This window comes from Streptomyces sp. SLBN-31, assembly GCF_006715395.1.
Classification (GTDB): domain Bacteria; phylum Actinomycetota; class Actinomycetes; order Streptomycetales; family Streptomycetaceae; genus Streptomyces.
In genome coordinates this window covers 1967502-1993914 of record NZ_VFNC01000001.1, presented here as the reverse complement: position 1 = coordinate 1993914, position 26413 = coordinate 1967502, and the positions used below count along the sequence as shown (strand labels likewise).

Below are 26413 nucleotides of genomic sequence, written 5' to 3'. Positions count from 1 at the left end.
AGGTTCACATTATGATTGCCGTCCTTCTCGTATTGCTCCTGGCGCTGATTCTTTTCGGCGCGGGATTCGCACTGAAGGCACTCTGGTGGATCGCTCTGGCGGTTCTCGTGGTGTGGCTGCTGGGCTTCCTGGTACGCGGCACCACAGCGGCCGGTGGCAGGGGCCGCTGGTACAGGTGGTAAGCCGGAAAAACTGAATCGCGCGAAAAAGAAAGAACTCATTCGCGCGGCAGCAGCGGTCCCAGCGGCCCGAGGTCCAGGTTCAGGTCCTCGGGCCGCAGTCCGTAGCGGTCGCGCAGTTCGGTCATGCGGTCGTCAAGGAGCATGAGCGTGAGCCCGATCCGCTCCTCCTGTTCCTCGCTGAGGTCGCCCGTGTCGAAGCGGCGCAGCGCCTGGCGTTCCATGAGCTGGCGCAGCAACTCCACCACGGTCAGGACGAGTTTGACGAGGTCGCGTTCGACCGTGTCGGGTTCCAGGTCCAGCCGGTTGCTCCGGGCTGTCATAGCAACTCTCCCCAGGGCGAGGGAACTTGTTCGTTCACCGAGCTGATCAGGGCGTTGAGGTCGATGCGGACCAGGTCGACGTCCGCGATGCGCAGGGTGATGTCGCCCTTGATGACGACGCCGCCGGCCAGCAGCCGGTCGAGCAGGTCCACGAGGGCGATCTCCCGGCGTTCCACTACCGTCATGCTTCTTCCCCCGCAAAGGAATAGGCGGCCCACGGTCCGGTGAGTTCCACCCGTATTCCGGCGCTGTCCGCGTGGGTTTCGTCCTTCGTCCGGTCCACCAGTTCCACGAATTCCTCGGAATCCTGCCGGGGCACGAGATAGGCGGCGTTCAGTACGTTACGGCCCGAAACCCCGGACAGCGCGGGATTCTGCGGGGCGTGCATCCGCGAGTCCTCGGCAAAGGCGGAGAGCGTGCTGTGGAGCCGGTTCGCGAACTCCTCCGTGCGCTGCCACATGTCCTCGTTCGCGTGCACGCGCATCCGGCGCTGGCGCAGATAGTCCCGCCCGGACGCGGGCTTGGCCGCGGGGGCGGCCTCGCTCTGCTGCGGCTCGGTCTCGGCGTACACCTTGACGCCCCACTCCACCCGGCCCTGCAGCCGGTCGAGGATGCGCCGGAACTCCTCCTCGCGCTCTTCCAGCATCACGCGCACCCCGCTGTCGTCGCGGAAGACGGTGGCCATCCGCAGAGGCAGCGGGGTGGTGACGACGGTGAGCGCGTCGATCACGCTCTGGTGGGCCCGCGCGGTCTCGGTCAGCCAGTCCAGGTCCTCCAGACGGCGGCGGAGCGGCTCCTCCGCGAAGTCCCGCTCCGGTACGTGGCTGACCACGGCGATCAGGCCGTGATGGGACAGCATTCTGGGCGGATCCCCGGCCACCCCCTTCAACTGTGCCTGCAGTGGCGTGCCGAAGGGGCGGCAGACGGCGTAGACGTAGCGAAGTCCGCTCATGCCCTCTCCTCCTCCTCACGCTCCCGCTCCGCGATGGCGGCCTCCAACGGCTCCAGCCGGGCCAGCCGCTCGCGCAGCTCGGCGTTCTCGCGGGACAGTTCGTTGCGGCGGGCGCGGGACGACAGCGCCGGGTCGTCCTCCCACCAGTCGATGCCCATCTCCTTCGCCTTGTCCACCGAGGCGACGATCAGCCGCAGCTTGATGGTGAGGAGCTCTATGTCGAGAAGGTTGATGCGGATGTCACCGGCGATCACGATGCCCTTGTCGAGCACGCGTTCCAGGATGTCGGCAAGGTTGGCGCCCGAACCCTGGCCGTAGGGTTCGGGCATCCGGCTGGCCATGGTCATCGACGGCCCCGACCATCGGCGTACTCGTACTCGGGCTCTTCTTCGGCCTCTTCCTCGGCCTCTTCCTCGTACTCGCCCTCGGGCTCCTCGCCCTCCTCGACTTCCTCTTCCTCCTCGGGCTCCTCTTCGCCGCGAGCCTCGTCGTCCTCCTCGCCTTCCTCTTCCTCGTCGTACTCGCCCTCGGGCTCCTCGTCGCCCTCTTCTTCGCCCTCGTAGGCCTCCTCGCCTTCCTCGGAGCCCTCCTCCGGGTTCTCCTGCGACTCCTCCTCCTCGGCCACCGCGTCCTCGTGGCTGCGGACGACCTCGCCGTCGCGGATCTCGCCGCGCCAGCTGTCCTCGGCCTCGCCCTTGAGGGTGATGAAGCGGACGAAGTTCTTGAGGTCGAGCCGGGCACGGCGGCCCTGGGCGCGCCAGATGTTGCCGGTCTTCTCGAACAGACCCGTGGGGTAGTACTCGATGACGAGCAGAACCCGGGTGAGGTTGTCGTCGAGCCGGTGGAAGGAGACGACGCCCCTGGTGGTGCCCTTTGCGCCCTCCGAGGACCAGGCGATCCGGTCGTCCGGTATCTGCTCGGTGGTCTTCGCCTTCCAGCTCCGGTTGGACCAGAAGACCTTCATCTGCCAGTCGCTCTGGGTGTCGTCGGAGCGGCTCGCGCTCTTGACGCCCTTGGCGAAGGTGCTGAAGTCCTGGTACTGGGTCCACTGGTCGTAGGCGGTGCGCCGGTCCACGCCCACGTCGACGGACTCGATGATGACCGTCGGCTTCTTGCCCGCCCCCTTCTTGCGCTTGCCCTTGCCCCCACCGAGGTTCTTGAAGGCATTCACAACGTTGTCCTTCGCGCGTGAGGCGCCGAGTTCCAGGGCGGAGCGCAGCGGCCCCTTGCCCTCGGCGAGCTTGCGGCCGCCGTCCAGGGCGAGCTTGGCGAACCCGGGGCTGTTGCCCTCGGCTATGTCGTTGAGTTTGCCGGTGGTCTGGCCCAGCTTGTGGCCGACGCCCGTCAGCAGGCGGGTGGCCTGCGCGGCGAGGTATTCCTGCGCCTCGGCCTTGAGCCGGTCGGCGGCCTCGCTGTGGGCCAGGTCGGTCAGCGGTGACGCCTTGTCGGTCGCTCCGCGTGCGGCCGAAGTGGCCGATCCGACTGCATCGGTCATCACTCACCGCCTCCCTTCGGCCGGCGGGAGCGGGCTCCGCGAGCGGCGCTCCCGGCCGCGGCCGTCTTCTTGGCGGCCTTCTTCGCCGGGGCCTGCTTGCTCGCGGTCCGCTTGCCCGCCGTCTTCTTGGCCGGGGCCTTCTTCGCGGCCGACTTCTTGGCCGGTGCCTTCTTGGCCGCCTTCTTGGCGGTCCGCCTCACCGGCTCCCGGTCCTCGTCGGAGTCCTCGGAGTCCTCGGAGTCCTCGGAGTCCTCAGCGTCCTCGGAGTCCTCGGCGTCCGAGGATTCCTCTTCCTCCGCCTCCGGTTCCTCGTCGTCGTACTCCTCGCGGGGTTCCTCCTCCTCAGTGTCCTCCCGCCCGGCGTCCTCGTCCTCCTCGTCGGAGTCGAGGCCGCCGGTCGCCTTGCCGGCCACGCCCGACAGCTGGTCGCGGACCTGGGCGGTACGGCCGTGCAGGCGGTCGGCGAGGGCGTCGATCTGCCGTTCCACCATCGCGCCGGAGGCCGCCTTGCCCACTCCTCGCAGGTCCTCGCGCAGCTGGTCGCCGATCTCCTTGAACTGCGGGTTGTTCTGCAGTTGCTGGGACATCAGGTCCGCCAGCGCGCGCGGACTCAGATGCATCCGCTTGCCGGCCACGAGCCCGCCGAGCGCGAACGCCATTTTCATTTTTTTGGTACGTCCGAGGACGTATCCGGCCCCTACCGCGAGGCCCAGTCCCACTCGGTTCATCGTGCCGTCCCGTTGCCTGTGGCCCCGCTTCTGCGGAGGCCGGTCTCAAGCCGGTCCAGGAGTTCGTCCTCCTGTCGGTCGAATTCCTCCTCGTCGATCTCGCCGGCCTCCAACTGCTCTTCGAGCCGGGCGAGTTCGGCCCTGATCGTGGAGGGGTCGTAGTAGATCCGCTCCGCCTCCTGCACGACCTGCCCGATCACCCAGCCGCTTCCGCGCACCGGGGCGAAGGGCAGCAGGACCAGCTCCTTGATCAGTCCCACGGGTCTCACTCCTGGGCGATGCCCGGACCTGCCGCGGAGCTCGCGTGCTCGGCGGGGCCCGGTTCCACGAAGCTGTACGGGGGCAGTGGCCCGTTGACGCGCAGCTCGATGTGGGGATGGCTGTTGCGGACCTGGTCCACCGCGGCCAGGAACTCGTCGGCGGAGTCGCGGTCCACCAGGAAGGAGACGTTGAGCAGCCAGCCGCTGGACTCGGGGCCGGCGGCCACGTCCGCGGCGAGGGGTTCGAGGGCCTGCTGGACCTCGGTCGCGTCCTCGGCCTCGCGGGCCTTGACCGCGGCCACCACCATCTCGCCGAGCCTGAGCCGGTCGTCGTAACTACCGCCGCCCGCCTGCCGGTTGGCCTCGGTCATGGCGCGGATCTCCGGGTTCTCGGACATCACGCGGTGCAGCACGGCCTCTTCCTGGTGGGAGGCCTTGACGTTGTACTCGACCTTGCCCTCCAGGGCGCCCAGCCGCTCCTTGTAGTGGTCGGCGCGCTCGGTGAGGACACCGGTGACGGTGTCGTCGTCCGGTGCGACGCTACCGAAGCGCATGGGCAGCACCACGCCCGCGGCGCCGGCCTCGGCGAGTACCGCCTGATGGGCGAGCAGGTCCTTGCGCTTGGGCCGCAGCCCCTCGGGCGCGTCGCTCACGACGGCCGCCAGCTCGCCGGCCTGCAGGACCCGCACCTGGCGGGGCGGGTCGCCGACGCCCACCAGGTCTTCCGACAGCGCGGGGTGCGAACTCGCGGTGATGCCGTAGACGTACGTGCTCACTCCTGCTCCTCCTTCCTGCGCGAGGCGGTGGACTTGCGGGCGCGGGGCCGGGACTCGGTCTCCGTCTCACGCCCCTCGTCACGCGCCTGCTTGAAGGCGCCGGATATGGTCTCGGCGGCTCCGGAGAGCGCACCCTTGGACTTGCCGCGCGCGCCGGACTCGGTCATCTCACCGACCAGGTCGGGCAGGCCGGGGTTCTTGTGCGGGCCGGACTCGAGGTCCAGCCGGTTGCACGCCTCGGCGAAGCGCAGGTAGGTGTCGACGCTGGCCACGACGACACGCACGTCGATCTTCAGGATCTCGATGCCGACCAGGGAGACCCGTACGAACGCATCGATGACCAGACCCCTGTCGAGGACGAGTTCCAGAACGTCGTAGAGGCCGCTGGAACCGCCCCCACCGCCGGTCTGCTGTGCCGGGACAACGGTCATGCCGACCGCGCCTCCTTGTCTGTGGTTTCGGAAGTGTGAGCGGGTGCGCGGCCTAACGGCCGCCAGGCCTGTGTGCGTCGGCCCGCCCGCGTTCGTATCGCCGGACGCGTCGGTATCCGGTCAGTTGACCGTCGCTGTCGAGGTCGACCTGATAGCTCGCCATCAGGCTCATCGTGTCCGGCACTCGCGCCAGTTCAAGGACCTCGACCTCGAGACACCAGCCGTCGTCCGTCTGCTCGAACGACGAGACGCTCTCGGGGGCCATGCCCGTCAGCTCCGCGAGCTGGGTGCGCGCGTTGCGCAGCACCTCCATCGGGTTCGACCGCCTGCTCGTCATGCCGTTCCCTTTGTCCGAATTCTGTGACTTCTGTGAATTCTGGGATTCTTGTGAGTCTTTTGTGTCAGACATGGCCACCTCTTGTTTGCGGGTGGCCGCAATATCAGCCGCCAAACCTTCACGAGCCGCGCAAGGCGTCCAGCCTGCGACGGGCGGGTCCGAGAGCGCGTTTCCTGCTCATGAGGCCGGCCCACGGGTCGCCCCGGACCTGCTCGACCGCGTCGGCGATCGTCCAGCGGCGCGCGTGCACGGCCGGGTCGTCCAGCTGGGCCCAGTCCACGGGGGTGGCCACCGGCGCCCCGGGCAGGGCGCGGACGGTGAGGGGTGCGACCGCGGTCTGCGCGTAGGCGTTGCGGCCCACGTCGAGGTAGAGCCGGTCCCCGCGGTCCTTCTTGCGGGCGGCGGTGGTGAGCCGGTCGGGATGGGCCCCGGCGAGGGCTTCGGCGACGTCCCGGGCGAACTCCCGTACCTCGTCGAAGTCGTGCCGGCCGTCCAGGGGCACCACGACGTGCAGGCCGCGCGAGCCGGTGGTCATCAGGGCGGAGGGCAGCTTCAGCTCGTCGAGGAGCTCGCCCAGCCACCGGGCCGCCTCGCGCACCGCCGCGAAGTCGTCACCCGCCGGATCCAGGTCGAACACCATCCGGTCGGGCCGGTCCACCCGGTCCACCCGGGACAGCCAGCGGTGCAGGGTGACGGCCGCCTGGTCGGCCAGGTAGACGAGGGTGGCCACGTCGTCGCACACGGTGTGGCAGACGGTGCCGCCCTCCTTGGCCAGCTCGACGCGGGTGATCCAGTCCGGGTAGTTCTCGGGGGTGTTCTTCTGCATGAAGCGCGGGCCGTCGATGCCGTCCGGGTGCCGTTCCAGCATCAGCGGACGGCCACGCAGGTGGGCCAGCATGAACGGGGCGGCCGACCGGTAGTAGTCGACGAGATCGCCCTTGGTGTACTCCTTCGCGTCGCCGCCTCCCGGGAAGAGCACCTTGTCCGCCCGGTGGATCTGCACCGTCCGTCGCCCGGCCCGCACGGTCCGTCCGCCGTCGTCCCGGCTCACGACACGACCGCCTCCTCCACCAGCAGCTTCCCGGCAGCCGCGATCGACTCGGCGTCGATGCCGGCCGCGTGCAGCTGCTCGTCCGGCGAGGCGGAGCCGGGCATGCCGCGCACGGCGAGCCGCACCAGCCGGGGCACGGGCCGGCCGTCGAGGAACGCGTCCAGGACGGCGTCACCGAGGCCTCCCTCCTCGTGGTGGTCCTCCACGGTGACCAGGCAGCCGGTCTCCTCCGCGGCCCGGCGCAGCGTGAGCCGGTCGACGGGCTTGACCGAGTACAGGTCGACGACCCGGGCCCGGATTCCGTCCCGCTCCAGCGCGTCCGCGGCGGCCAGCGCCTCGTGCACGGTGACGCCGGCCGCGACCAGGGTCAGCCGGTCGTCGGCGGAGGAGCGCAGCACCTTGCTGCCGCCGATCGGGAACTCCTCGTCGGGGCCGTAGATCACCGGGCTCTCGCCGCGGGAGGTACGCAGGTACCGGACGCCCTCGCAGCCCGCCATCGCGGCGACGAGCTGGGCGGTCTGGTTGGCGTCGCAGGGGTACAGCACGGTCGAGCCGTGCACGGCCCGCATCATCGCCAGGTCCTCGAGACCCATCTGGGAGGGCCCGTCCTGGCCGATGGCGACGCCCGCGTGCGAGCCGACGAGGTTGATGCCGGCCCCGCTGATGGACGCCATGCGCACGAAGTCGTACGCGCGGGTCAGGAACGCGGCGAACGTACAGGCGTACGGCACCCAGCCGCGGGCGGCGAGGCCTACGGCGGCGGCGACCATCTCCTGCTCGGCGATGTAGCACTCGAAGTAGCGCTCGGCGTGTTCCTTGGCGAAGGCCTCCGTGCGCGTGGAGTCGCCGACCTCGCCGTCGAGGGCCACGACGTCACCGCGGCCGCTGCCGAGCGCGGCCAGCGCCTCACCGAAGGCGTTGCGGGTGGCGACCTCCTCGCCCTTGCCCCAGCGGGGCGGTTCGTAGTGGCCGGCGCGTACGGCGTGCAGCATGCGGGCGGCGGGCGGTTCGTGCACCTGGACTCGGATGTCGCGGGGGCCGCCGAGTTCGGCGATGGCCTCGTCGGCGTCGGGCAGCGGCTTGCCGTGCAGGCCCTCGCGGTCCTGGACGGCCTCGACGCCCTTGCCCTTGAGGGTGCGGGCGAGGATCGCGGTGGGCTGGCCGACGGTCGAGGCCGCCTCGCCGTAGGCGCGGTCGATCGCGTCCACGTCGTGCCCGTCGACCTCGATGGTGTGCCAGCCGAACGCCTGGAAGCGGCGGGCGTAGGCGTCGAGGTCGTGCCCGTGCCGGGTGGGTCCGCGCTGGCCCAGCCGGTTCACGTCGACGATCGCGGTGAGGTTGTCGAGATGCTCGTACGCCGCGTGTTCGGCGGCCTCCCAGACGGACCCCTCGGCCAGCTCGCTGTCCCCGCACAGCACCCACACGCGGTAGCCGCTGCGCTCCAGCCGCTTGCCCGACAGCGCGATGCCGACGCCGACGGGGAGGCCCTGGCCGAGCGAGCCGGTGGCCGTCTCGACCCACGGCAGCCTGCGCGGGGTCGGATGCCCCTCGAGCCGGCTGCCGAGCTTGCGGAAGCTCAGCAGTTCCTCGTCGTCGACGGCGCCGACCGCCTTGTAGGCGGAGTACAGCAGCGGCGAGGCGTGTCCCTTGGACAGCACGAAGCGGTCGTTGCCGGGGTGGGCGGGGCGGTCGAAGTCGTAGCGGAAGTGGCGGGCGATCAGTACGGCCACCAGATCCGCGGCGGACATCGAGGACGTCGGGTGCCCGGACCCGGCGGCAGCCGCGGCCCGCACGCTGTCGACCCTCAACTGCTGTGCAAGCTCGGTGAGTTCGGTGGTGTTCATGCGTCTCCTTCGGCGGGGGTGTCGGGACGGCGGACGGGTCCGGGAGTCTGCGCGCCCTCACCATCACGCGCCTTCCCACCCGTTTCGCCACCGGCCGGCGGGCCGGGCTGATTCTTCGCGGGCTCACCGCCGGGCCGGCTTCTGGCGGGCTCTCCGCCCGGCTGATTCCTGGCGGGCTCGCCGCCCGGCTGGTTTTTGGCAGGCTCGCCCGGCTGGTTCTCCACGGCTGCGGCGGCCTGTTCGGTCGTGTCCCTGGTGTCCTCGGCGGCGTCCTCGGCCGTGGCCGCACCCGGGCCCGAGCGGGCCCCGCTCCGGGACGAGTCCTCCGGGTGGCCCGCCACGCGGGCGAGTTCCGGAGAGGCCGTGTCGAGGGGCACCGACCAGGAGCGTACGAGGCCCAACTGGACGGCCTGGCGCGGCAGTACGGCGTCCAGGAGCCAGTCGGCGGCGACCCGGACACGGTTGCCGGGCATCGCGGCGAGGTGGTAGCCCCGGGTGACCGCGCCCGCGAGCGGGCCGGACAGCGGGACGCCGAGCGGATTGGCGGCGGCCTTGACCCCGCCCAGATCCACGACGAACCCCAGGTCCCGGTGACTGTAGGCCCGCCGCTCACCCTGGCCCAGCGACGCGGCGACGTTGCGGCCCGCGACCTTGCCCTGCCGCCACGCGTGCTGTGCCGTCATCGGGGTGTACTGGCCGGGCTTCTCCAGGTCGGGTACGGCGGCCGCGTCCCCGGCGGCGAACAGCTCGGGCCGGCCCGGCACCTGCAGGTGCGGATCGACCAGCAGCCGGCCGCGTTCCATGGGCAGCCCCATGGACTCGGCGAGCGGATCGGGCCGTACGCCCACGCACCACACCAGCGAGCGGGTGGGCACGAACTCCCCGTCGGTGAGCAGGACCCCCTCGCGCGTGGCCTCCTTCACGGAGGTGCCCATGCGCACGTCGACGCCCCGCTGGCGCAGCACGGCGTCGGCGGTGCGCGAGAGGTGTTCGTCGAGTTCGGGCAGGACCCGTTCGGCGATGTCGAGCAGCAGCCAGCGCGGCCGCATGCCCCGCCGCAGCGGATGCTTGCGGACCTGCGCGTCGGTGAACAGCTGCCCCTGCGCGGCGACCTCGGTACCGGTGTACCCCGCGCCGACCACCACGAAGGTGCAGCGCGCGGCGCAGGTCTCCGGATCGTCCGCGGCGGCGGCCAGCTCCACCTGCCGGGTCACGTGGTCGCGCAGGTACAGCGCCTCGGGCAGCCCGCGGAAGCCGTGCGCGTGCTCGGCGACGCCGGGGATGGGCAGCAGCTTGTTGACGCTGCCGGCCGCGAGCACCAGCCGGTCGTAGGCGAGAGTCCCGCCGTCGCCCTCCGGCCCGGTGTAGTGCACGGTGCGCCCGTCGAGGTCGATCGCGTCGGCCTCGCCGAGGACCAGCCGGACGCGCGGCAGGGTGCCCGAGAGGGAGACGGTGACCCTGCGCGGCTCCAGGATGCCGGCGGCGACCTGGGGCAGCAGGGGCAGGTACAGGAAGTAGTCGGTCGGATTCAGCAGGGTGACCTCGGCCCTGTGCCGCATCAGCCGGGACAGGGTGCGGGCCGTCTGGTACCCGGCGAAGCCGGCTCCGACGATCAGGATGCGGGGTCGAGCCACGGTTCGCCTCCGGCGCTCTCGCGTACGTCGTGCGGAAACTTCCGCGTCCCCCTGGTCAGGGCCGCCAAACGTGCGCCGGTTGCCGCTCCGGCCCCCGGGTACCCGGACCCGGACCACAACCGCCGACGTCGCGGAGGCACTCCCCCATGCCCGAGTACGGCTATTTCCTCTCGTGCGAGCAGTACGGTCCCGCGGAGCTGATCGAGCAGGCGCGGATGGCCGAGCAGGCCGGGTTCCAGTCGCTGTGGATCTCCGACCACTACCACCCGTGGAACGACGAACAGGGCCAGAGCCCGTTCGTGTGGTCGGTGATCGGCGCGTTGTCCGAGGCCGTGTCCTTGCCGGTGGAGACGGCGGTGACCTGCCCGACCGTGCGGATGCACCCGGCGGTGGTGGCGCAGGCCGCGGCGACCAGCGCGGTGATGACGAACGGTGCCTTCCGGCTGGGCCTCGGCTCGGGCGAGGCGCTCAACGAGCACATCCTCGGCGACCACTGGCCGCCCGCGCACGTCCGCCTGGAGATGCTGGAGGAGGCCATCCAGATCATGCGCCGGCTGTTCAGCGGCGAGGAGGTCAACCACCGCGGCCCGCACTACACGGTGGAGAACGCCCGGCTGTACACGGTGCCGGAGGAGCCCGTGCCGATCGACATCTCCGGCTTCGGGCCGGCCGCCACCAAGCTGGCGGCGCGGGTCGGCGACGGCTACATCACGATGATGCCGGACGCGGCCATGGTGGAGCAGTACCGCAAGGGCGGGGGCGGCGGGAAGCCGGTCAGCGGCGGCACCAAGGTCTGTTACGACACCGACCGGGACGAGGCCGTACGGACCGTGCACCGGCTGTGGGCGAACGAGCAGCTGCCCGGCGAACTGAGCCAGGTGCTGCCCTCCCCGAAGCACTTCGAGCAGGCGCAGCAGATGGTCACCGAGGACATGGTGCGCGAGAACCGGGTGTGCGGCGACGACGTCGACGAGCACGTGGCGGAGCTGAAACAGTTCGCGGACGCCGGTTTCGACCGGGTCTACGTCAACCAGATCGGCCCCGACCTGCGCGGCTTCTTCGACTTCTACCGGACGAAGGTGCTGCCGCAGCTCCAGCAGGCCTGAGGGGGCGGCGATGAAGCTCCAGCGGCCCGTCGTCTCCGTCTACACCGTGCCCACGGACGCCCCGGAGGCCGACGGCACCCTGTCCTGGGACTCGACGACGATGGTGATCACGGAGGTGTCGGCGGGTGACGCGACCGGCACGGGCTGGACGTACGGTCCGCCCGCCGTCGCCGACTTCCTGCGCGGACAGCTGGCCCCACTGGTCGAGGGCCGGGACGCCCTCGACATCCCGGCCACGCACGACGCGATGTGCCGCTCCGTGCGCAACGCGGGCCGCCCGGGCGTGGCCGCGGGGGCGATCTCGGCGCTCGACATCGCCCTGTGGGACCTCAAGGCCCGCCTGCTCGAACTGCCGCTGGCGCGGCTGCTGGGCGTCTGCCGGGAGGAGGTCCCGGTGTACGGCAGCGGCGGTTTCACGACGTACCACGACACGCATCTGGCCGCCCAGCTCAACGGCTGGGTGCACGGACAGCACATCCCGCGCGTCAAGATCAAGATCGGTGAGGGCTGGGGCCGGGCGGTCCCCCGCGACCTGGCCCGGATCCGTGCCGCGCGCCATGTCATCGGCGACGAGGCGGAGCTGTACGTCGACGCCAACGGCGCCTACACCCGCAAGCAGGCCGTCCGGGTGGGCCGTGCCCTCGCCGAGCACGGCGTCGGCTGGTTCGAGGAACCGGTCTCCTCCGACGACCTCACCGGCCTGCGTCTGGTGCGCGACGTCCTGGTCTGCGACGTCACGGCCGGCGAGTACGGCTACGACCTGCCCTACTTCGCCCGCATGATCGCGGCGGGCGCGGTCGACTGCCTGCAGATCGACGCGACGCGCTGCGGCGGCATCACGGAGTTCCTCCGCGCCGCCGCCCTGGCCCAGGCCCACGGCCTGGAGGTCTCCACGCACTGCGCGCCCCACGCCCACGCGGCGGCCGCCGCCTCGCTGCCCAACATCCGCCATATGGAGTGGTTCCACGACCACGTCCGCATCGAGGACATGTTCTTCGACGGAGCCCTGGACCCGACGGGCGGTTCGGTACGCCCCCTGGCCGGCGTGGGCCACGGCCTGACGCTCCTGACCGACGAGGTGACGCAGTACCGGGTCGGCTAGGGCCTGTCGTTCGGATCAGCTCGGCGTCGCGGGGCCTGGCACGCCCATCTGCCGCGTTGTCGTCACTCGCCGACGTTCCGCGTCGACTCCCTCCTCCGCCTTGCGGCTGCACGCACCAGGCCCCGCTCGACTCGGCCGCAACGCACCGCCCCCTGCAGCCGACCTGATCCAAACGACAGACCCTAGCTCCGCCCTAGTGGCGGACCAGGCGGGTCAGTCTGCGGGCGGCCAGGACTGCGGCGCCGGCGGTCAGGGCCGCGCCGGCCCGGGTGCGGTTGCGGGAGATCCAGTCCTGCGGGCTGCTCCCGTGGGACTCCTCGTCGAACCGCCCGTGGGACCCGAAGTCCCGACCGTGCGGGCCGTCCACGGGTGTCCACAGGTTGGCGGACTCGCCGTGCTCGCCCTTGTCCTGCTGGGACTCGAACCCGGTCCGTGCCAGGTACCGGTCCAGCGCCCCGGGGGCCACCGCGTTGGCGATCAGGGTGGCCACGGTGGAGCCGCCCACCCAGTACTCGCGGCGCCGGCCGTGCGAGGCGGCGTGCACGATCGCCCGTCCGGCGACCTCGGGCTGGTAGACGGGGGCCACCGGCCGGGCCTGACCCGGCATCCGGCTGAGCACCCAGTCGAACTGCGGGGTGTTGACGGCGGGCAGCTGCACCATCGTCGTGCGCACACCGCTGCGGGAGTGCAGCAGCTCGCAGCGCAGCGACTCGTTGAACCCCTGGATGGCGTGCTTGGCGCCGCAGTACGCCGACTGCAGCGGGATGCCGCGGTACGCCAGCGCGGAGCCGACCTGCACGATCGTGCCGCGGTCACGCGGCAGCATGTGGCGCAGGGCGGCCCTGGTGCCGAACACGTAACCCAGGTAGGTCACTTCGGTGACCCTCTTGAACTCGTCCGGGGTGATCTCGGTGAACGGCGCGAAGACCCCGGCGAAGGCGTTGTTGACCCAGACGTCGATGTGCCCGAAGGTGTCGACGACCTGCTGGGCCGCGTCGTCGACGGCCTTGGCGTCGGCCATGTCCACGGGGACGACCAGCGCCTCGCCGCCGGCGCGCTGCACCTCGTCGGCGGCCGCGGCGAGCCCCTCGCGTCCCCGGGCCAGCAGGGCGACCCGGTCGCCCCGGGCGGCGAAGGCCACGGCCGTGGCCCGGCCCACGCCGCCGCTGGCGCCGGTCACCACGACCGTCCGGGGGCTCCCGGGTACCTGCACTCCCCAGCGCTTGCGCACTCGCGTCATCCCCGGTGGTGCGGCAGCTCGGGATCGATGTTCTCCTGCGTGGGCGCCGGTGTCCCGGGCACGCCGGTCGCCGGCATTCCGGCCACGGGCGCGCCGCTCGCGCCGGCCGCGCCGCCGGGCGCCACGGGCGGCACGGGCGGGTACGGCGGAGTGGCGCCGTGGGTGCGGTCGCGCTCGGTGGCGCCCGCCATCTCCGCCGCGTGCTCCGGGGTGGGCCGGGACGCGGAGGGACGGGCCGCGCTGCGCAGGGCGTAGGCGACGACGCCCAGGATCACCGCGGTGATCAGCGCGGCGGCCCAGTCGGGCAGAGCGGTCGCGAGCGCCAGACCGACGGCGAGGGCGACGGCCGCTCCCGCGTAGAGGGCCACGGCGCCGGACGCGCCGTACAGCATGGCCCTGCGGCGCTGCTTGCGAGTCTGTTCACGCAGCTCGTCGCGCACGGTCTCGCGCGCCACCTGCGCCAGCTCGTCGACCAGGTGCTTGTCCAGATGCTCCAGATGATCCAAGCCTTCCATGACCGCCGGGTACCCGTACGCCCGTACGCATAACGCGGTCCGTCACGGCCGGAAAGCAGCGCGTCAGCCCCAGGGCGCCGGGTACCCGCCCGGCTCGCACGGCGAAACCCTCACAAACAACCCATCACAGGAGTCACAGCGATGACGGAGCGCACCGACGTGGTGGAGCTGCTCAAGGAGCAGCACACCCGGATCCGAGAGCTGTTCGACGAGGTGGCGAACACCAAGGGCGAGGACCGGAAGCGGCACTTCCACGATCTCGTCCGGCTCCTCGCGGTGCACGAGACCGCCGAGGAAGAGGTCGTCCACCCCTTCGCGCGCAGGAACATCGACGGCGGTGAACTGGTCGTCAAGGACCGGATCGAGGAGGAGGAGAGGGCCAAGCAGGCCCTTTCCCGGCTGGATGACATGGATCCGGACTCGCCCGAGTTCCTGAGCGAGTTCGCGGCCCTGCGCCAGGACGTCCTCGCGCACGCCGACAACGAGGAGCGGTACGAGTTCGCGCACTTCGCGCGGGTCGCCGACCGCGGCAGGCTGGAGGCCCTGGCCCGCGCGGTGCGGGCGGCCGAGGCGCTGGCACCGACCCGGCCGCACCCGGGCACCGACACCGCCCTGAAGAACGTGGCCGTGGGGCCGATGGCGGCCGTCATCGACCGCACCCGTGACGTCGTACGCAAGGCGATGGGCTGACCCACGCCCGAGTGGCGGCCGGGAGCGGGGTGATCACCGGAACGGATCACCTCACCCGGCCGTCCCAACTAGGCTCGTCGGCATGGACATTCTGGGAGCCACGCTGCGTATCTGCGTCGACGACCTGGAGACCGCGGTCCCCTTCTACGAACGCCTCGCGGGCGGCCCCGCCCTCCGCTTCGAACGAGGTGGCGTGCAGGTGGCCGCGGTCGGCTGCTTTCTGCTGATGAGCGGGCCCGAGGCCGAGCTGGAGGTGCTGCGCAAGGTCGCGGCGACGATCGCGGTGAAGGACCTCGACGAGGCCCACCGGGTGCTCACCGAGCTGGGCGCCCGCATCGTCGCCGGGCCGCTGCCGACACCGGGGGGCCGCAACCTGATCGCGATGCACCCGGACGGCACGGTGTACGAGTACGCGGACCGCAACGCGTAACGCCCCTCACGCCTCCGGCGGCCGCATGCGGAAGTCGTAGTGCGCCGGGAGCGGTTCGTCGCTCAGCCTCGCCCACAGCCGGCCGATCGTCTCCGCCCCCTCCCGCAGGTCGGCGACCTCGAAGCCGGCGCGGAAGATGTCCCGCGCCTCCTCGGGCCCGCCCTCCCCGAGCAGTAGCCCGGCCTCGATCAGCCGGAACCTGCCGCGCCGCCGGACGGCCGGCTGGAGCCGGTCCCACACGGCGCGCGCCTGCGCGGTGCGTCCCACGGCGAGCAGTGCCTCGATCGCCTCGCGGCCCAGCGCGGCCGTGGCCGCCGTCCACGACTCGCCGTTGTCGCGCCGCTCGGCGCACAGGTCGTCGAAGGCCTCCGTGTACCGGTCGGCGGCCCGCTCGGGATTGCCGCTCACCTGGTCGGCGACGGCCAGGCAGCGCAGCAACGGCCACAGTGACGGGGAGAGTTGCAGTGCCCGCTCCCAACTGCGCACGGCCTGCGCCCGGTCGCCGGCATGCCACTGGGCGACGCCCAGGTGGTATTCGGTGAGGGGGGTGGCCGGCGCGGTCTCCAGCATGTCCCGCCAGTGCGGGGCGACGAGCGTCTGACCGGGCGGCCGTACCCGGCGCGGCTCGGGGAGGTACCCGGCGCGCAGGAGGTGCAGCCAGGGCGCCTGGGCGTCGCCGAGTGCGGACTCCTCGAAGGGCGTGCCGGGCAACTTGTAATCGGCGCGCAGCACTTCGAGGGCGCCCCAGCCGGAGCCCGTGGCGAGGATCCCGTCCGGTTCGGTGTCGGCGCACGGCTTCCAGGCGGCGTACGCGGCGTCGACTCCGGCGCGCGGCAGGGCCGCTTCGAGGCGGGCCTCCACCTCGCCGGCGGTCGGCGGCGAGTTCAGCGGACCGTACGCCTCCAGCCACGACACCTCGCTCTCCGCGTCCAGTCGTACGTGCTCCAACTGGGTGCGGGCGAGGCCCGCCTGGATCTCCAGGTAGCCGTCGGTGCCGGGTTCGGTGAGCCACTGCTGCCAGCGGCGGCCGCCGGGCGCCTTGCCCCAGATGAAGAGCTTGCGCCCGCGCAGCGCATCGGTGGAGGTCTGCACCAGCCCGTGCCCGTCCTCGTCGAGCGCGGCGACCCAGCGGCGGCGCTCCTCGGGCAGGTCGTAGAAGTAGTCGGCGGCGTACGGGTGTTGCTCGATCTCCGCGTGGGTGGGAGCGGGCACCTTCCGCAACCGGTGTTCGTAGCCGAAGTGCCAGGCCTCGTCCGCGGGCACGAGGACCCGGCGCGTCTCGGGGACGGCGATGTTGGACCACCAGTACGTCGGCACCGGCCTCTGGTGGGGGTTGCGGACGCGGACGCCGACGTAGAGGAAGTCGGAGCGGTCCGGCAGCCAGAGGTCGACCTGGAAGGGGAGGTCGCGCAGGCGCTCCCACTCCCACAGCCGGAGCATCTCGCCGCCGTCGGGGGCGGCGACGCGGGCCGCGTGCAGGGGTGCGCAGGACAGGGTCGTGTGGCCGGTGGCGCCGATGTTCCATTCGATGCCGCCGGAGAACCAGGCGCCGTTGAGGGCGAAGGCGGCCGGCTGGAACACGGGGTTGCGGTACAGCAGTTCGCGACCGGTCGGCTTGTGCACAAGGGAGGCGACACGGCCGCCGAGGCCCGGCAGGACGGTGGCGCGCAGCCGGTCGTTCTCGATCACGAGGGCGTCGATGTCACATGGCTCGCGGGAGCGCCCGTACTGGTCGCGCACCCGCACCGGCAGCAGGCTGCGCAGTGGCTCGTAGCCGGCCTGACGCGCCATGTCACGCGGCAGTTCGTCGCGTTCGCGGTCCTCGATGCGGTGTACCTCGTGCGGGAGCCGCAGTGGGGGCAGCGGATTGTCCGGGCCCAGCTCCGCCGCCGGCATGGTCAGTACCTCACGTCGGATCGTCGTCACGATCACCATGGAAGCCGCTGACCGGTGATCCGGCCAGGGGAGCTACCGGTCAGGATTGCGCAAAGGCCGCCCCGTGGGTCATCCCGTCATCTCGACGGTGATCGCCCACCGCTCGTGGTCGCGCCACGCCCCGTCGATGAAGAGCATGTCCGGGGAGAAGCCCTCCAGGCGGAAGCCGCAGGAGCGGGCCAGGGCGATCGAGGAGGTGTTGTCCGGCTGCACGTTGATCTCCAGGCGGTGCAGTCGCATCGGCCCGAACGCGTGACCCACCACCAGCCGCAGTCCCTCCCGCATCAGCCCGCGGCCGGCGGCGTGCGCGAAGGCGCCGTAGCCGAGCGCGCCGCACTGGAAGCCGCCCTCGACGATGTTGTTGATGTTGATGAACCCGGCGATGGCGCCGTCGTCCTTCTCGCACACCAGGAACCCGGCCTTGGTCGGGTCCTCGATCAGCCGCCCTGCGTAGGCGGTGTACGCGTTCGCGGTGTCCGGCGGGAACAGCCACGGATGGTGCAGGTCCTTGCTCTCCCGGGCCCGCGCGGTGAACTCGGTGCCGTCCCCGTAGGTGAAGTGGCGTATCCCCACCCGGGGCCCCTCGGCGAGATAGCGGGAAGCGCTGTGCGGCATCCGGCCAGCCTACGTCGGGCCGGCTCCGGTCAGCGCAGCGCGGGCTCGTCCAGGGTCAGCGTGGCCGCGTCGGCGTCGAGCGCCGCGGCCGCCCCGAAGGGGATGGTCAGGGCGCCCGCGCAGTGCCCGAATCCGAACCCCTCGACGACCGGGACGCCGAGCCCGCCGAGCCGTTCGACGAGCAGCGGACGCACCCTCTCGTACGGCTCGCACTGCTCCCACGACCCGAGCAGCACCCCCCGCACCCCGTCCAGCCAGCCCGCGCGCCCGAGCTGGGTGAGATAGCGGTCCAGGCGGTACGTCTCCTCGCCGACGTCCTCCAGGCACAGCAGTCCGCCGCGGGCGCCGGGCCGGGCCTGCGGGGTGCCCAGTTCGGCGGCGAGCAGGCACAGGCAGCCGCCGAGCGTGACGCCCCGCGCCCGCCCGGGAACCAGGGTGCTGCCGCCCGAGGTGATCGTGCGGACGGACTCCGGCGCGAAGAGGGTGGCCTTGAGGTGTTCCTGCGCGCGGGCGTTCTTGATGAAGTCGACGCCGGCCGCCATCGGCCCGTGCAGCGTGACCAGGCCGAGCCGGGCGGCGAACGCCTCGTGCAGCACGGTGACGTCGCTGAAGCCGACGAGCACCTTCGGCCCGGCCGCCCGCATCGCCTCCCAGTCGAGGAGGTCGACCATCCGCTGCGCGCCGTAACCGCCCCGCGCGCACAGCACCGCGTCCACCGAGGGGTCGCACCAGGCGGCCTGCAGATCGGCTGCGCGGTCGGCGTCCTCACCCGCGAGGTAGGTCAACTCCCCGTGCCGGTCGAGCACATGGGCTCCGACGACCGGATCGAGATCCCAGCCCCGCAGCACGTCGAGGCCGGTCTGCAGCCGCTCCTCGGGCACCGGTCCGCTGGGCGCGACGACGGCGACACGGGCGCCGGGGGCGAGCCGGGACGGCCGGACGAGTTGTCGTACCGCTTCTCTCACTTGGACAGCTCCAGGGTCGCAACACCACGCGGATTGAGCCCGAACACCTGCGCGTACAGGGACAGTTCGGCCTCCATGCAGCGGATCATGGTGTCGGCGCGCCGGAAGCCGTGCCCCTCGCCCTCGAAGGCGATGTAGGCGTGCGGCACCCGCTGCGCGCGGATCCGCTCCAGGAACCGTTCGCACTGCGCGGGCGGGCAGATCACGTCGTCCAGGCCCTGGAGCAGCAGGAACGGCACGGTGACGCGGTCGGCGTGCTCCGTGGGCGAGCGTTCCGCGTACCGTCCGGGCACCTCGGCGAGCGGTCCGACCAGCGACTCCAGATACCGCGACTCGAAGTCGTGGGTCTCCCCCTCGGCCCAGGCGGCGAGGTCGAGGACGGGGTAGATGATCGTGCCGCAGGCGTAGACATCGGTCTGGGTGAGCGAGGCGGCCGTGGTCCAGCCGCCCGCGCTGCCGCCGCGGACGGCGAGCCGGTCCCGGTCGGCGGTGCCCTCGTCGGCCAGGGCGAGGGCGACGGCCGCGCAGTCCTCGACGTCGACGACACCCCACTGCTCGCGCAGCCGCTCCCGGTACTCGCGGCCGTACCCGGTCGAACCGCCGTAGTCGACCTCGGCGACCCCGATGCCGCGGGAGGTGAAGTAGGCGATGGACAGGTCCAGGACGAGCGGTGATCTGCTGGTGGGGCCGCCGTGCGCCCAGACGACGTACGGCGGCAGCTCGTCGCCGGGCGGGACGCAACCGGGGTTGTGGGGCGGGTAGATGTGGGCGTGGATGTCGCGTCCCGCGGGCCCGGTGAAGGTGCGGATCTGCGGCTCGGGGTAGTGGGCGGGGTCCACGGCGTCCTCGTGCTCGGCGCCGACCACCCGGGCCCGTCCGGTCCGGGTGTCCAGCTCGACCACCTCGTAGGCGCTGCGCGGGCTCGCCCCGACGGAGACGACCCGCTCGCCGTGCACCGCCAGCGTGGGCGCGAACTCGGTCCAGGGACCGGCCGCGTCGACGATCTCGCCGGTCTCCGGGTCGAGTACGCCGAGGGCGGTGGCGCCACGGCCGTGCACCACGGCGACGAGCCCGTTCTCCAGCGGGGCGAACCAGCGGTGGCCCAGTTTCCACAGCGGCCCGGCGAACTCCTCCTCGCGGGGGCACAAGGGTGTGCCGTCGCGGTAGAGGTTCCACCAGCCGGTGCGGTCACTCACGTACAGCAGGGACCCGTCGGCCGCCCAGTCGGCCTGCGCGATCGACTCCCGCGGCCCGCCGGCGACGTTCCGCGGCGGGCCGAGCGTGCCGTCGTCCAGGACCTCGGCGACGACCAGCTCGGTGCCGTCCCACGGCATCCGCGGATGGTCCCAGACGAGCCAGGCGGCGCGGCGTCCGTCGGGCGAGATCCGGGGGCCCGTGACGAACCGGTGCGCGTCGTCGCCGAGTTCGCGTACGGCGTCGCGGTCCTGCGCGGCCGAGCCGTCCAGTGGTACGGCGGCCAGGACCCGGCGTACGTCGGTGGGACCGTCGCCGGTGAACTCCTCCAGGACGCACCACACTTCGCCCCGGTCAGGCAGCAGCCGCGGCTCGGCCCAGCGCAGTCCGCCGCCGACGGGCGACAACGGCGTCAACGGCCGCGGTTCGCCACCGGGTTCGTACCGATAGAGCCGCTGGTCGGCGAAGTTCACGAACACCACGACCGGGCGGCCGTCCAGGACCGCGCCGGCCCAGGGGTGTCCGCCGTACTCGATGACCCGGCTGCGCACGTTCCACGGCGCGGGCAGCACCGACTCCTCGCGGCCGTCGGCCCGTCTGCGCACCAGGGTGCGCCGGCCGCCCTCCTCGGGCCGGGGCTCGGTCCACCACGCCTCGTCACCGACGAAGCCGACGTACTCGGGGTGCCCGTCGTGCGCGGCGGCGAGCGCCGCGTCGATGGGTGAGGGCCAGGAACCGTACGGCAGCGTCTGCACGTCTCCTCCGACTCGCCTAGGCCGTGCGCAGGAACCGGTCGAGTACCCGGACGCCGAAGTGCAGTGCCTCCACGGGCACCCGCTCGTCGACGCCGTGGAACATGGCCTGGTAGTCGTACCCCTCCGGCAGCTTCAACGGGGTGAACCCGTAGCCGGTGATGCCGAGCCGGGAGAACTGCTTGGCGTCCGTGCCGCCCGACATGCAGTACGGCACCACGTGGCCCTCGGGTGCGAACTCCTCGACGGCCGCCCGCATCCGGGCGTAGGTCGGCGAGTCCACGGGGGCGTGCAGGGCGACCTCGCGATGGTGGTACTCCCAGTCGACGTCCGGTCCGGTCAGCCGGTCGAGGGTGGCGCGGAACTCGTCCTCGCCGCCAGGCAGATACCGTCCGTCGACGTACGCGACGGCCTCGCCCGGGATCACGTTGACCTTGTAACCGGCCTCCAGCATGGTCGGGTTGGCGCTGTTGCGAACGGTCGCCTCGACGAGCTCGGCGGCCGGTCCGAGCTTGTCCAGGAGCGCGTCGACGTCGTCGAGCCCGCCGTCGATGCCGTAGAGCGCGGCGAGTTCGGCCAGCGCGGCCCGTACGGTCGGGGTCGGCCGCAGTGGCCACTCGTGCTCGCCGATGCGGGTGACCGCGGCGGCGAGGCGGGTGACGGCGTTCTCGGCGTTCACCTTGGAGCCGTGCCCGGCGCGCCCGCGTGCGGTGAGCTTCAGCCAGCCGGTGCCGCGCTCGCCGGCGGCGATCGGATAGAGCTGCCGGCCGCTGCCGTCGTGGAAGGTGAACGCGCCCGACTCGCTGACGCCCTCGGTGCACCCCTCGAAGAGGCCGGGGTGCTCGTCGGCGAGGAAGCCGGAGCCGTCGCGGGCGCTGTCCTCCTCGTCGGCGGTGAAGGTGACGACGACGTCCCGCCGGGGCCGGACTCCCTCGCGCGCCCACTGCCGCACCACGGCGAGGATCATCGCGTCCATGTTCTTCATGTCGACCGCGCCGCGCCCCCACACGACCCCGTCGCGGATCTCGCCGGAGAAGGGGGGCACGCTCCAGTCCCCGGCCCGGGCCGGGACGACGTCCAGGTGACCGTGGAGCAGCAGCGCGTCGGCGGACGGGTCGCTGCCCTCGACGCGGGCGACGACGTTCGTGCGCCCTTCGGTCCGCTCCAGCAGGACGGGTTCGAGACCCGCCCCGGCCAGCTGCTCGGCCGCGTACTCGGCGGCGGGCCGCTCCCGGCAGTCGCCGCCGCCCCGGTTGCTGGTGTCGATCCGGATCAGGTCGGAGGTGAACCGGACCACCTCGTCCAGTGCCTGCTGGTCAGCCATACTGCTCCTCCACCGCGGCCGAGACGATCGTGGTGACCGCCTTGAAGGTACGGATGCCCTCGTACATGGTCCCGCTGGTGTACGCCACCTTGCGCTCCCCGATCCGGTCCACGCCGGGCACGACGGTGGCGGCCATGGCGAGATGCTCGGCGTCGAACTCCAGGGCGATGGTGAACGGGCCCGCTCGCAGCGGTTCGTGACGGACCGCCAGCCGGGCCGCCTCCTTGGCCGCGGCGCGGATGTCGGCGGCGGTCCTGGCCGGCGTGCGGCACACGGCCGCGTACCGCGAGACATGGTCCTTGACGGCGACCTTCAGCGCCTCCGGCGCGTACCCGAGGGCGTCCTCGCAGGCCACGTCGTCGCCGGTGACGAGGACGACGGGCACCCCGTACTCGGCGACGACGTGCGCGTTCAGCAGTCCCTCGCTGGCTCTGACGTCGTTCAGCCACACCCCGGTGATGGAGTTGGCGAGGTAGGTGTGGGCGAGGACGCCTTCCGCGCCGGCGCCGGCGTGGTAGCCGACGAACGCGATCCCGTCCACGTCGCCGTGCTGCACGCCCTCCACCATGGACAGCGACTTGTGCCGTCCGGTGAGCATCTGCGTCCGCTCGTCGAGCCGTTCCAGGAGCAGGTTGCGCATGGTCCAGTGGGCCTCGTTGACGACGACCTCGTCCGCCCCGCCGTCGAAGAACCCCAGCACGGCCGCGTTCACGTCGGAGGTGAACATCGAGCGGCAGCGCTCCCACTGCGGTGTCCCCGGCAGCACGTCGGCCGGCCAGGTGACGCCCGTGGCACCTTCCATGTCGGCGCTGATCAGGATCTTCATGATGCGCCACGTTACGCGCCGGGACGGGTCCGGTTCCAGGACTCGCTGCTTCGGAGGAGCCCCGGGTTGCGCCGGCGGGCGCGGCGGCGTCGGATGGGAGTTCCGTCGATGCCGAAGGCGAGGGCCCATGACGAAGCACGATCCGGCGGCGGACGACCGGCGTCCCGGCGGCCGGCGCTGGCCGTGTGCCCGGTGCATCTGGGGCCGTGCCTGCTGATGGCGGGCGATGTGCTGTGGCCGCCGCGGATCTCACTGGTGCGCTGACGCGGCGCCCTCAGCCCGCGCGGCCCGCCACCAGCCACTTCGAGGGCAGCTCGATCCGGGTGCCGTCGACGGTGAACTCGGTCGTGACGAGGGGCAGTTCACCGGCCGCCAGTACCGTGAGGCCGGCCGCCTCCAGATAGCCGGGCACGTCGTCGTCGGCGACCTCACCGGGTGCGAGGCCGTGCCGGAAGACCGGTGCCAGCTTGGGCGGCGGGCCGGAGGGGCTCTGCGCCAGGCCCAGCAGGACGGGCTTGGCGGTCTCGGACAGCTCGACGAGGAAGGCACGCCCCCGCTCGCCCACGAGCGTGGCTATGCCGTCCGCCATGGCCTGCCGGTCGTCGGGTTCGGTCTGGTGCAGGACGCCGCGCATGTAGACGTTGGCGTCGCCGAGTTCCGCGTGCAGCGCCTCGGTCTCGTTCTTCTCCACGGCGTCCAGCACCCGGTAGGTGGCCTGGCCCGCGGGGTCGGCGTACCGGGCATGCTCCACGGCGGCGGGCGACAGGTCGGCGCCCACCACGTGCCGGAAGCGGTCGGCGAGGAAACGGGTCTGGGTGCCGTTGCCGCAGCCCAGGTCCACCATGGCCAACCCCGAGTCGACCAGATGGGGCGCGAACAGGCCGAGATGGACGCCGGCGGTCAGGGCCGGTTCCGCGTCCCAGAAGACGGCCCCCTCGTCCTCGGGGGCCTCACGCCAGAAGCCCTCCCAGGCCTCCCGGTACCTGCTCGTCACACTCATGTCCGACTCCCCAGGGTGCGCCGCGAACCCGTCCCGAGTGACGGGCCAGTACGGTCTACCGCGCCCCCGGCACGGCTACAAGCGCGTGACGCATTCCTTCACGCCGCTTTCGACACCTGTGCGCCCGTGGCGCGACGCACGCCGTCCTGTGGTGCGTGAGTGACCGGTGGGCCGTCAGCGCCGGGGCAGTGTCAGCTCGAACCACACGGTCTTGCCGGTCGTCGTACGGCTGGTGCCCCACTCGCGCGCGAGGGTGCTCACCACGCGCAGTCCGCGCCCGGAGTCGTCGCCCGGTCCGGCGCTGAGGAGGGTCGGCAGTTCGTGGTCGTCGTCGTCCACTTCGCACAGCAGGGTGTCGCCGCGGACCAGACGCAGCAGGACCGGCCGGCGGTGGGAGTGCCGTACGGCGTTGGTGACGAGTTCGCTCACCAACAGCTCGGTCTGGGCGGCGAGTTCGGCCAGCCCCCAGTCGTAGAGCTGTTCGCGGACCACGGCACGCGCGCGTGAGACCTCGACCGGGTCGAGGGAGAGCCGCCACTCGGCGACGTCGTCGGCGTCGATGCCGTTGAGCCGGGCCATCAGGAGGGCGACGTCGTCCTTGCGGCCGCCGCGGCCCGCTGCCGAGAAGGTCGCGGCGAGGGCGCGGATGATGGCGTCGCAGGCGTCGTCCATCGACGCGGCCGGGTGGGCCGCGGACTCGCTGAGGGTCGCCAGGCCCACGCCGATGTCCTCGCCGCGCACCTCGACCAGCCCGTCGGTGCACATCACGATCCGGTCGCCGGGCTCCACGCGCACGCGTACCGCCTCGAACGGCACCCCGCCGACGCCGATGGGCGCGCCGGTCGGCAGATCGAGCAGCTCGCTGCGGCCGTCCTCGGCCCGCACCAGCACCGGCGGGATGTGTCCGGCGTTGGCGAGGTGCAGTTCGCTCGCGATCGGGTCGTAGACGGCGTACAGACAGGTCGCGAGGTAGTTGTCGCCGAGGCGCTGGGCGAGGTCGTCGAGGTTGCGCAGGAGCTGGGCGGGCGGCAGGTCGAGGGCGGCCATGGTCTGCACGGCGGTACGCAACTGGCCCATCATCGCGGCCGAGTTGAGGCCGTGGCCCATGACGTCGCCGACGACCAGGGCGGTGCGGGCGCCGGGCAGTTTCACGGAGTCGAACCAGTCGCCGCCGACGCGTCCCAGCAGGGTACCGGGCAGGTAGCGGGTGGCGATGTCGCAGCCCGGCATGCGCGGCGGGATGTGCGGCAGCATGCTGTCCTGGAGGGTCTCGGCGACGCTCTCCTGGTAGGTGTACATGCGCGCGTTGTCGAGCACGAGGCCCGCGCGGGCGGCGAGTTCGGCGCCGGTGACGCGGTCCATGTCGTTGAAGACGGGCCGCTCCGGGTGACGCAGCAGGATCATGAAGCCCAGGACGACGTTGCGTGCCTTCAGGGGTACGACCAGCATCGACCGGTGGTTGATCAGCGGCCGGATGTCCCGCTTCTCGAACTGCGAGGCGATGGCGTGGCCCATCTCCTCGCTGATGCGCGGCACCAGGACGGGCTCGCCGGTGGTCATGCACTGGAAGAACGGTGTGTGCGCCGGGAAGGGCATGGCCTCGCCGACCGGCACGACGTCGTCCCAGCGGCCCGGCTCGTCGGTGTGTTCCACGGCCACCCGGTGCCACATGGTGGTGGTGTCGGGGATGCCCTCGGGGAACCCCTCGCCGGCGACGACCTGTTCGCGCAGATAGGTGCCGGCGACGTCGGTGAAGCGGGGTACGACGGCACGGCTGACCTCGAGGATCGTCGTGGCCAGGTCGAGGGAGGTGCCGATGCGGCCACTGACCTCGTTGAGGAACTCCAGGCGCTCGCGTACGGCGGCGTACTCCAGGTCCTCGCCGTCGTCGGCGAGTTCCCGCGGTATCGGTAATCCTTCGGCGACGGCGCGCGCGGCGCGCTCGCGGCGGGCCCGGCGCTGCGCGCGCCGGGGCACACCCCAGTCGGGGGTGACGGGCACCCGGTCGTTCTGGCTGAACTCCAGTACGGGGTAGCCCAGTTCGAGGACCTGCGCGACGATCCGGGCGCTCTCGCCGACGCTCATGCTGGGCAGGATCTCGGGCAGCCGACCTGCCAGCTCCTCGGCCCCGGGGAAGTCGGTGTGCAGGGCGAAGCCGGGCGCGATCCGTTCGAAGGCCGGGTCGTCGTCGGGTTCGTCCCGGTGGAGCCGCGCGGTGTCGGCGGCGAGCACGAGCAGCCGCTCCCGGCCGGGGCCCACCAGTGGGTACGCCCACCACAGCACGTCGACGCGGCCCGGCTCGCCCCGCCCGGGGACGGTCAGGCGGGCGCGGCCCGCTGCCGGGTAGGAGAACCTGCCGTCCAGCGACGACTCGAGGCCGGGGCCGAGTCCGTCGTAGGCCGCGAACGCCCCGTACTCCGGGATGTCCTCCTCCTCGGGCAGCACGCCGGAGACCGGCAGCAGGTCGACGGCCGCGCGGCCGATCGCCTCCTCCTTGGGGACGCCGAACAGACGGCGTGCGCCGGTGCTCCAGTGGGAGACGAGGCCGCCGCGGTCCACGACGACCACGGCCAGCGGGACCCGGCCGGTCGCGCCATGGCCGTCCGCCGCGCCGTTCCCGGTTCCGAGGCTGGGAGGTGTGTCCCTCTCGGTGCCACGGTCAGCGCCACTTTCCATGGCCCAGGCCCTCTCTCCCCATGGCTCGGCAAG

28 protein-coding genes are annotated in these 26413 nt (G+C 72.1%); 5 read left to right on the top strand and 23 right to left on the bottom strand.

What is annotated here, in order from left to right:
• The first annotated feature begins 11 nt into the window (after positions 1-11).
• On the top strand, positions 12-182 hold the full coding sequence (locus FBY22_RS09165; RefSeq protein WP_142143971.1) for a hydrophobic protein: 171 nt from the start codon (positions 12-14) through the stop codon (positions 180-182).
• Positions 183-217: 35 nt separating this feature from the next.
• On the opposite strand, the gene FBY22_RS09160 is transcribed toward FBY22_RS09165, so the two are convergent.
• Genes FBY22_RS09160 through FBY22_RS09100 form a run of 13 tightly spaced genes read right to left on the bottom strand, consistent with a single transcriptional unit; the run spans position 218 to position 10010 of the window.
• Entirely contained in the window at positions 218-502 is a 285-nt protein-coding gene (locus FBY22_RS09160) for a gas vesicle protein K (RefSeq protein WP_142143969.1), read from the bottom strand.
• Positions 499-687 carry a gas vesicle protein gene (locus tag FBY22_RS09155; RefSeq protein WP_058922134.1) on the bottom strand — a complete coding sequence of 63 codons (189 nt, stop codon included), beginning with the start codon at positions 685-687 and terminating at the stop codon, positions 499-501. The genes FBY22_RS09160 and FBY22_RS09155 overlap by 4 nt, the downstream gene beginning before the upstream one ends.
• The gene (locus tag FBY22_RS09150) at positions 684-1454 is read right to left on the bottom strand and encodes a GvpL/GvpF family gas vesicle protein (RefSeq protein WP_142143967.1); all 771 of its coding nucleotides are present in this window, start codon (positions 1452-1454) and stop codon (positions 684-686) included. Before FBY22_RS09150 ends, FBY22_RS09155 begins: the two co-directional genes overlap by 4 nt.
• Positions 1451-1801: a gas vesicle protein gene (locus tag FBY22_RS09145; protein ID WP_142143965.1), complete on the bottom strand. Its 351-nt coding sequence runs from the start codon at positions 1799-1801 to the stop codon at positions 1451-1453. The genes FBY22_RS09150 and FBY22_RS09145 overlap by 4 nt, the downstream gene beginning before the upstream one ends.
• A complete protein-coding gene (locus tag FBY22_RS09140; protein ID WP_142143963.1) occupies positions 1798-2949 on the bottom strand; it encodes an SRPBCC family protein in 1152 nt (383 codons plus the stop codon). Before FBY22_RS09140 ends, FBY22_RS09145 begins: the two co-directional genes overlap by 4 nt.
• Positions 2949-3677 (bottom strand): DNA primase, encoded by a 729-nt coding sequence (locus FBY22_RS09135; RefSeq protein WP_142143961.1) that lies wholly within the window; start codon positions 3675-3677, stop codon positions 2949-2951. The genes FBY22_RS09140 and FBY22_RS09135 overlap by 1 nt, the downstream gene beginning before the upstream one ends.
• Positions 3674-3937 carry a gas vesicle protein GvpG gene (locus tag FBY22_RS09130; RefSeq protein WP_142143959.1) on the bottom strand — a complete coding sequence of 88 codons (264 nt, stop codon included), beginning with the start codon at positions 3935-3937 and terminating at the stop codon, positions 3674-3676. Before FBY22_RS09130 ends, FBY22_RS09135 begins: the two co-directional genes overlap by 4 nt.
• Before the next feature lie 5 nt (positions 3938-3942).
• A complete protein-coding gene (locus FBY22_RS09125) occupies positions 3943-4713 on the bottom strand; it encodes a GvpL/GvpF family gas vesicle protein (protein ID WP_142143957.1) in 771 nt (256 codons plus the stop codon).
• Complete coding sequence (locus FBY22_RS09120) at positions 4710-5144, bottom strand: gas vesicle structural protein GvpA (protein ID WP_142143955.1); 435 nt, start codon at positions 5142-5144, stop codon at positions 4710-4712. Before FBY22_RS09120 ends, FBY22_RS09125 begins: the two co-directional genes overlap by 4 nt.
• 52 nt (positions 5145-5196) lie before the next feature.
• Positions 5197-5553 carry a gas vesicle protein gene (locus FBY22_RS09115; protein ID WP_142143953.1) on the bottom strand — a complete coding sequence of 119 codons (357 nt, stop codon included), beginning with the start codon at positions 5551-5553 and terminating at the stop codon, positions 5197-5199.
• Positions 5554-5599: 46 nt separating this feature from the next.
• Complete coding sequence (gene ligD / locus FBY22_RS09110; protein WP_142143951.1) at positions 5600-6532, bottom strand: non-homologous end-joining DNA ligase; 933 nt, start codon at positions 6530-6532, stop codon at positions 5600-5602.
• Complete coding sequence (locus FBY22_RS09105; RefSeq protein ID WP_142143949.1) at positions 6529-8376, bottom strand: transketolase; 1848 nt, start codon at positions 8374-8376, stop codon at positions 6529-6531. Before FBY22_RS09105 ends, ligD begins: the two co-directional genes overlap by 4 nt.
• On the bottom strand, positions 8373-10010 hold the full coding sequence (locus FBY22_RS09100; protein WP_142143947.1) for an NAD(P)/FAD-dependent oxidoreductase: 1638 nt from the start codon (positions 10008-10010) through the stop codon (positions 8373-8375). Before FBY22_RS09100 ends, FBY22_RS09105 begins: the two co-directional genes overlap by 4 nt.
• A 146-nt stretch (positions 10011-10156) precedes the next feature.
• On the opposite strand from FBY22_RS09100, the gene FBY22_RS09095 reads away from it, so the two are divergent.
• Together FBY22_RS09095 and FBY22_RS09090 are read left to right on the top strand one after the other, a co-directional pair.
• Positions 10157-11116 carry an LLM class F420-dependent oxidoreductase gene (locus tag FBY22_RS09095; RefSeq protein ID WP_142143945.1) on the top strand — a complete coding sequence of 320 codons (960 nt, stop codon included), beginning with the start codon at positions 10157-10159 and terminating at the stop codon, positions 11114-11116.
• A gap of 10 nt (positions 11117-11126) precedes the next feature.
• The gene (locus FBY22_RS09090) at positions 11127-12218 is read left to right on the top strand and encodes an enolase C-terminal domain-like protein (RefSeq protein WP_142143943.1); all 1092 of its coding nucleotides are present in this window, start codon (positions 11127-11129) and stop codon (positions 12216-12218) included.
• Positions 12219-12411: 193 nt separating this feature from the next.
• On the opposite strand, the gene FBY22_RS09085 is transcribed toward FBY22_RS09090, so the two are convergent.
• Together FBY22_RS09085 and FBY22_RS09080 are read right to left on the bottom strand one after the other, a co-directional pair.
• Entirely contained in the window at positions 12412-13458 is a 1047-nt protein-coding gene (locus tag FBY22_RS09085; RefSeq protein WP_142143941.1) for an SDR family oxidoreductase, read from the bottom strand.
• Positions 13455-13973 (bottom strand): phage holin family protein, encoded by a 519-nt coding sequence (locus FBY22_RS09080; RefSeq protein WP_142143939.1) that lies wholly within the window; start codon positions 13971-13973, stop codon positions 13455-13457. The genes FBY22_RS09085 and FBY22_RS09080 overlap by 4 nt, the downstream gene beginning before the upstream one ends.
• A gap of 141 nt (positions 13974-14114) precedes the next feature.
• On the opposite strand from FBY22_RS09080, the gene FBY22_RS09075 reads away from it, so the two are divergent.
• A complete protein-coding gene (locus FBY22_RS09075; RefSeq protein WP_142143937.1) occupies positions 14115-14663 on the top strand; it encodes a hemerythrin domain-containing protein in 549 nt (182 codons plus the stop codon).
• An 82-nt stretch (positions 14664-14745) separates the two neighbouring features.
• Complete coding sequence (locus FBY22_RS09070; RefSeq protein WP_142143935.1) at positions 14746-15093, top strand: VOC family protein; 348 nt, start codon at positions 14746-14748, stop codon at positions 15091-15093.
• A gap of 6 nt (positions 15094-15099) precedes the next feature.
• Here FBY22_RS09070 and FBY22_RS09065 read toward each other — a convergent pair whose 3' ends face one another.
• From FBY22_RS09065 to FBY22_RS09030, 8 genes are all read right to left on the bottom strand, one after another.
• The gene (locus tag FBY22_RS09065; protein ID WP_142143933.1) at positions 15100-17028 is read right to left on the bottom strand and encodes a DUF5107 domain-containing protein; all 1929 of its coding nucleotides are present in this window, start codon (positions 17026-17028) and stop codon (positions 15100-15102) included.
• Between the two features lie 69 nt (positions 17029-17097).
• Complete coding sequence (locus tag FBY22_RS09060; RefSeq protein WP_142143932.1) at positions 17098-17643, bottom strand: GNAT family N-acetyltransferase; 546 nt, start codon at positions 17641-17643, stop codon at positions 17098-17100.
• 29 nt (positions 17644-17672) lie between these two features.
• Positions 17673-18608 (bottom strand): LD-carboxypeptidase, encoded by a 936-nt coding sequence (locus FBY22_RS09055; RefSeq protein WP_142143930.1) that lies wholly within the window; start codon positions 18606-18608, stop codon positions 17673-17675.
• Positions 18605-20557 carry a prolyl oligopeptidase family serine peptidase gene (locus FBY22_RS09050; protein WP_142143928.1) on the bottom strand — a complete coding sequence of 651 codons (1953 nt, stop codon included), beginning with the start codon at positions 20555-20557 and terminating at the stop codon, positions 18605-18607. The genes FBY22_RS09055 and FBY22_RS09050 overlap by 4 nt, the downstream gene beginning before the upstream one ends.
• A gap of 16 nt (positions 20558-20573) precedes the next feature.
• A complete protein-coding gene (locus FBY22_RS09045; RefSeq protein ID WP_142143926.1) occupies positions 20574-21878 on the bottom strand; it encodes a M20/M25/M40 family metallo-hydrolase in 1305 nt (434 codons plus the stop codon).
• Entirely contained in the window at positions 21871-22704 is an 834-nt protein-coding gene (locus FBY22_RS09040) for a M55 family metallopeptidase (RefSeq protein WP_142143925.1), read from the bottom strand. The genes FBY22_RS09045 and FBY22_RS09040 overlap by 8 nt, the downstream gene beginning before the upstream one ends.
• Before the next feature lie 274 nt (positions 22705-22978).
• Positions 22979-23704 (bottom strand): class I SAM-dependent methyltransferase, encoded by a 726-nt coding sequence (locus FBY22_RS09035; protein ID WP_142143922.1) that lies wholly within the window; start codon positions 23702-23704, stop codon positions 22979-22981.
• Between the two features lie 174 nt (positions 23705-23878).
• Positions 23879-26380: a SpoIIE family protein phosphatase gene (locus tag FBY22_RS09030; RefSeq protein ID WP_142143920.1), complete on the bottom strand. Its 2502-nt coding sequence runs from the start codon at positions 26378-26380 to the stop codon at positions 23879-23881.
• Positions 26381-26413: the final 33 nt, after the last annotated feature.

Excerpts from the sequence above, each read along its gene's own strand:
- FBY22_RS09165 (WP_142143971.1), top strand. The coding sequence starts at position 12 with ATGATTGCCGTCCTTCTCGTATTGCTCCTGGCGCTGATTCTTTTCGGC.
- FBY22_RS09160 (WP_142143969.1), bottom strand. The coding sequence starts at position 502 with ATGACAGCCCGGAGCAACCGGCTGGACCTGGAACCCGACACGGTCGAA.
- FBY22_RS09155 (WP_058922134.1), bottom strand. The coding sequence starts at position 687 with ATGACGGTAGTGGAACGCCGGGAGATCGCCCTCGTGGACCTGCTCGAC.
- FBY22_RS09150 (WP_142143967.1), bottom strand. The coding sequence starts at position 1,454 with ATGAGCGGACTTCGCTACGTCTACGCCGTCTGCCGCCCCTTCGGCACG.
- FBY22_RS09145 (WP_142143965.1), bottom strand. The coding sequence starts at position 1,801 with ATGACCATGGCCAGCCGGATGCCCGAACCCTACGGCCAGGGTTCGGGC.
- FBY22_RS09140 (WP_142143963.1), bottom strand. The coding sequence starts at position 2,949 with ATGACCGATGCAGTCGGATCGGCCACTTCGGCCGCACGCGGAGCGACC.
- FBY22_RS09135 (WP_142143961.1), bottom strand. The coding sequence starts at position 3,677 with ATGAACCGAGTGGGACTGGGCCTCGCGGTAGGGGCCGGATACGTCCTC.
- FBY22_RS09120 (WP_142143955.1), bottom strand. The coding sequence starts at position 5,144 with ATGACCGTTGTCCCGGCACAGCAGACCGGCGGTGGGGGCGGTTCCAGC.
- FBY22_RS09115 (WP_142143953.1), bottom strand. The coding sequence starts at position 5,553 with ATGTCTGACACAAAAGACTCACAAGAATCCCAGAATTCACAGAAGTCA.
- FBY22_RS09105 (WP_142143949.1), bottom strand. The coding sequence starts at position 8,376 with ATGAACACCACCGAACTCACCGAGCTTGCACAGCAGTTGAGGGTCGAC.
- FBY22_RS09095 (WP_142143945.1), top strand. The coding sequence starts at position 10,157 with ATGCCCGAGTACGGCTATTTCCTCTCGTGCGAGCAGTACGGTCCCGCG.
- FBY22_RS09090 (WP_142143943.1), top strand. The coding sequence starts at position 11,127 with ATGAAGCTCCAGCGGCCCGTCGTCTCCGTCTACACCGTGCCCACGGAC.
- FBY22_RS09085 (WP_142143941.1), bottom strand. The coding sequence starts at position 13,458 with ATGACGCGAGTGCGCAAGCGCTGGGGAGTGCAGGTACCCGGGAGCCCC.
- FBY22_RS09080 (WP_142143939.1), bottom strand. The coding sequence starts at position 13,973 with ATGGAAGGCTTGGATCATCTGGAGCATCTGGACAAGCACCTGGTCGAC.
- FBY22_RS09075 (WP_142143937.1), top strand. The coding sequence starts at position 14,115 with ATGACGGAGCGCACCGACGTGGTGGAGCTGCTCAAGGAGCAGCACACC.
- FBY22_RS09070 (WP_142143935.1), top strand. The coding sequence starts at position 14,746 with ATGGACATTCTGGGAGCCACGCTGCGTATCTGCGTCGACGACCTGGAG.
- FBY22_RS09065 (WP_142143933.1), bottom strand. The coding sequence starts at position 17,028 with ATGGTGATCGTGACGACGATCCGACGTGAGGTACTGACCATGCCGGCG.
- FBY22_RS09060 (WP_142143932.1), bottom strand. The coding sequence starts at position 17,643 with ATGCCGCACAGCGCTTCCCGCTATCTCGCCGAGGGGCCCCGGGTGGGG.
- FBY22_RS09045 (WP_142143926.1), bottom strand. The coding sequence starts at position 21,878 with ATGGCTGACCAGCAGGCACTGGACGAGGTGGTCCGGTTCACCTCCGAC.
- FBY22_RS09040 (WP_142143925.1), bottom strand. The coding sequence starts at position 22,704 with ATGAAGATCCTGATCAGCGCCGACATGGAAGGTGCCACGGGCGTCACC.
- FBY22_RS09035 (WP_142143922.1), bottom strand. The coding sequence starts at position 23,704 with ATGAGTGTGACGAGCAGGTACCGGGAGGCCTGGGAGGGCTTCTGGCGT.
- FBY22_RS09030 (WP_142143920.1), bottom strand. The coding sequence starts at position 26,380 with ATGGAAAGTGGCGCTGACCGTGGCACCGAGAGGGACACACCTCCCAGC.